General features: G+C 65.4%; 4 protein-coding genes. 2 read left to right on the top strand and 2 right to left on the bottom strand.

What is annotated here, in order from left to right; all coding sequences use genetic code 11:
• Together MUO23_13025 and MUO23_13030 are read left to right on the top strand one after the other, a co-directional pair.
• The coding region (locus MUO23_13025; protein MCJ7513874.1) for a hypothetical protein at window positions 1-274 on the top strand (274 nt) is incomplete at its 5' end.
• A 123-nt stretch (window positions 275-397) separates the two neighbouring features.
• Window positions 398-595: a hypothetical protein gene (locus MUO23_13030; protein ID MCJ7513875.1), complete on the top strand. Its 198-nt coding sequence runs from the start codon at window positions 398-400 to the stop codon at window positions 593-595.
• Window positions 596-703: 108 nt separating this feature from the next.
• Here MUO23_13030 and MUO23_13035 read toward each other — a convergent pair whose 3' ends face one another.
• Both MUO23_13035 and MUO23_13040 read right to left on the bottom strand, forming a co-directional pair.
• Window positions 704-1,072 (bottom strand): response regulator, encoded by a 369-nt coding sequence (locus tag MUO23_13035; protein MCJ7513876.1) that lies wholly within the window; start codon window positions 1,070-1,072, stop codon window positions 704-706.
• An 86-nt stretch (window positions 1,073-1,158) separates the two neighbouring features.
• Window positions 1,159-2,812, bottom strand: a 1,654-nt coding sequence (locus MUO23_13040; protein ID MCJ7513877.1) for a GAF domain-containing sensor histidine kinase, incomplete at its 5' end; no start/stop codon positions are given.

A 2,812-nucleotide genomic window follows, 5' to 3' on the forward strand; every position in this document is an offset into this window, starting at 1 on the left:
CGATGCCGACGCCTTCCGTTCGTATTGGGCCGAACACGACTTGCCCTTCGTGGGCCTGCCTGACCCGGAGCACCGCGTGCTCCGGCTGTTCGGTCAGCAGGTCAACCTGTTCAGGCTCGGGCGGATGCCGGCCCAGGTGATTGTCGACTCCCAGGGCATCGCCCGCTATGCACACTATGGCCACGCCATGTCGGACATCCCGGAGAATTCCGAGATCCTCCAGATCCTCGGAGAGCTTGGGCAGGGCGTCTTGGCCCGGGCCGATTCTAGGTGACAGCGCCGGCTGCCCGGTCGCTCAGACGGGGGCCCCTACCGGCTTGGCAACCCGACAGCTTGACGGCAGACCCGCCGACCTGTAAAATCGCCTAAGTTGCTCGGATTTTGGAGTGGGGTGACCATGAGAGCACGTCGTGCCGCAGTTTGGGTGATTTCGCTGGGGTTTGGCCTGGCGATTTGTGCCGGGGTCATCCTGGCCTTCAACACCACCCTGGACAAGTTCTCCGTCAGCAATGCGTTGCTGGTCTGCCTGGCCTTCGCCAGCCTGGCGTTCATCTGGCTGGACTACTTCCTCAAGACCCAATACCTGAAGGGCTAGAGAGCGGCCTGCGGGGCGAGGCGCTCCTGGCCGGCGGGCGCGGTCCGCTAGACAAGGTCCGCCATCCGCGTCTGGAGGCTCAGGCCCTGCCGGCGAACCAGCTTCCCGCTAGCCGACAATATCGGCGATATAGCGGATCAACTCATCCGAGTCGATGTCTTTGAGCAGATAGGCAGCGGCCCCCGCCCGGTGGGCGGCATCCTTTTCCCACTCTGTGGGATACGACGTCAGGACGATCACCTGAGGCGGGTCGGGCAGATGCGCTAATTGGCGCAGCAGTTCGATTCCCATGCCATCCGTGCGCTTGATTTCCAGCAGGACGACATCGGGATGATCGTTGGTCGCAGCCTCGATCACACGCTCAACTTCGCCGGAGTGGCCGAGGATGGCGATCCCCTGGGCGCGCCCCAGCCGCTCGGCCAGGGCTCCCCTGACGGGCTCATGTTCGTCGACGATGTAGACCACAGCCGAATTCACGCCAGGCCATCCCCCGGCAACCTTCAGTATAGGCAGGCGTTTGCCAGGGCTGAAGTGATACCTGTCCCGATGTGGCAGGTCACCTATCAGCGTGAAGGATCGAACGAGGGTCCCTGATCGGCAGACCTCGTGCCAACAGGCACTGACAGGTCGGGGCCGGGTTCGGGCAAGCGCACCGTCAGGGTTGTGCCTTCGCCGGGTTCCGAAACCACTTCGAGGGCCCCGTCGATGTGGCGGGCGCGGGAGGCCATGTTGGACATACCATGGCCGAGGACCTGCTGGGAGTGCTCGGCGTCGAAACCAAGCCCGTTGTCGATGATCTGCAGGCACACCCCGCCGCCAATCATGCGCAGGCTGACCCAGGCGCGCGAAGCCCGGGCATGTTTGGCTACGTTGGCTAGTGCTTCCTGGGCGATCATGAACAGCGAGGTGGAGACCTCCGGCGTCAGCCGCACCAGCGCCGCCGCTTCCAGCTGCAAGTCGGTCTCGGAGAGCGTATTGGCGCGAAACTCCCGCACCAGTCGCGCCAGCGCCTTCGCCAGGTCACCCGTGGGGATGCGGCTGGGCTGCAAATCGAGGATGTAGTTGCGGATATCGCGGATGGTCGCATTCAGGGCGTCGATCGCCTGGGGGATCATCTCCTTGGCCTTCTCGGCGGAGCCATCGAACAGCAGGCGAGCGGATTCTAGATTCAGGCCGACGGCATAGATCGATTGGATGATGCCGTCGTGCAGGTCCATACCTATGCGTTCGCGCTCCTCGAGCACCGCCAGCCGCCGGGCATCGCGGTACAGCCGGGCGTTGTCGGCCGCCACGCCGACGCCGGCGCCCACCGCCTCCAGCAATCCCGCCTCACGGGCCGTGATCCGCCGCGGTGAGCGGAAGGCCATGTCGAGCACCCCAACCACCTGGCCGCGCGCCGTCAGCGGCACGCCGACCAGCGATTCGAAGCCCGAGCGGGTCATCGCCGGGGAGAGGAAGCGCGGCTCATCCGCCAGGTTGTCGGTCCAGGCCGGCTTGCCGGCCAGGGCTACCCCGCCGACGAAGCCTTCGCCCAGGTGAAAGTGATCCAGCTCCCAGAACGGCCGGGGGCCGTCGCCTCTGAGCAGCGCCAAGCGGTAGGCGCTGGTGCCCTCCTCGCGCAGGAAGACTTCACCAGCCTCGGCGCCGAACCGCTCCATTACATGCGGCAGCATCGACTCGAGCAATTCGTCAAGCTCGAGGGCAGAGCTCACGGCCGTGGCCAACGTGTTGAAGAGCTCGAGTTCCTCGTTTCGCTGGGAAAGCTCCTTCTCGCTCTCCAGAACCTGGCGGTACAGCCTGGCGTTCTCGATCGCGGCCGCGGCGTGCGAGGCCAGCATCTCGATCAGCCGCTGGTCCTCTTCGGTGAAGGCGGCTCCGCCTTGCTTCTCCGTTAGGTACAGCTGCCCGATGGCGTTGCCGTAGGCCGAGATCGGCACGCCCAGAAAGGAGCGCATCGGCGGATGGCCGGCGGGGAATCCAGCCGACTTGGGATGGTGCGACAAGTCATCCAGCCTGATGCTCTCGCCGCGGCGCAGCATCTCGCCGATCAAACCTTCACCGACGGGATGATGGTCCATGCGCTGGATCTGTTCTTCGGTCATTCCGACCGGGATGAACTTCTCCAGCGAGCCGTGCCCGTCCGGGATCCCCAGGGCGGCGTAGCTGGCGCCCGAGAGCTCGCGGGCGGCCTCGGTGATTCGAAGCAGCACGCCGTCC

It is taken from the genome of Anaerolineales bacterium, from assembly GCA_022866145.1.
Lineage (GTDB): Bacteria > Chloroflexota > Anaerolineae > Anaerolineales > E44-bin32 > PFL42.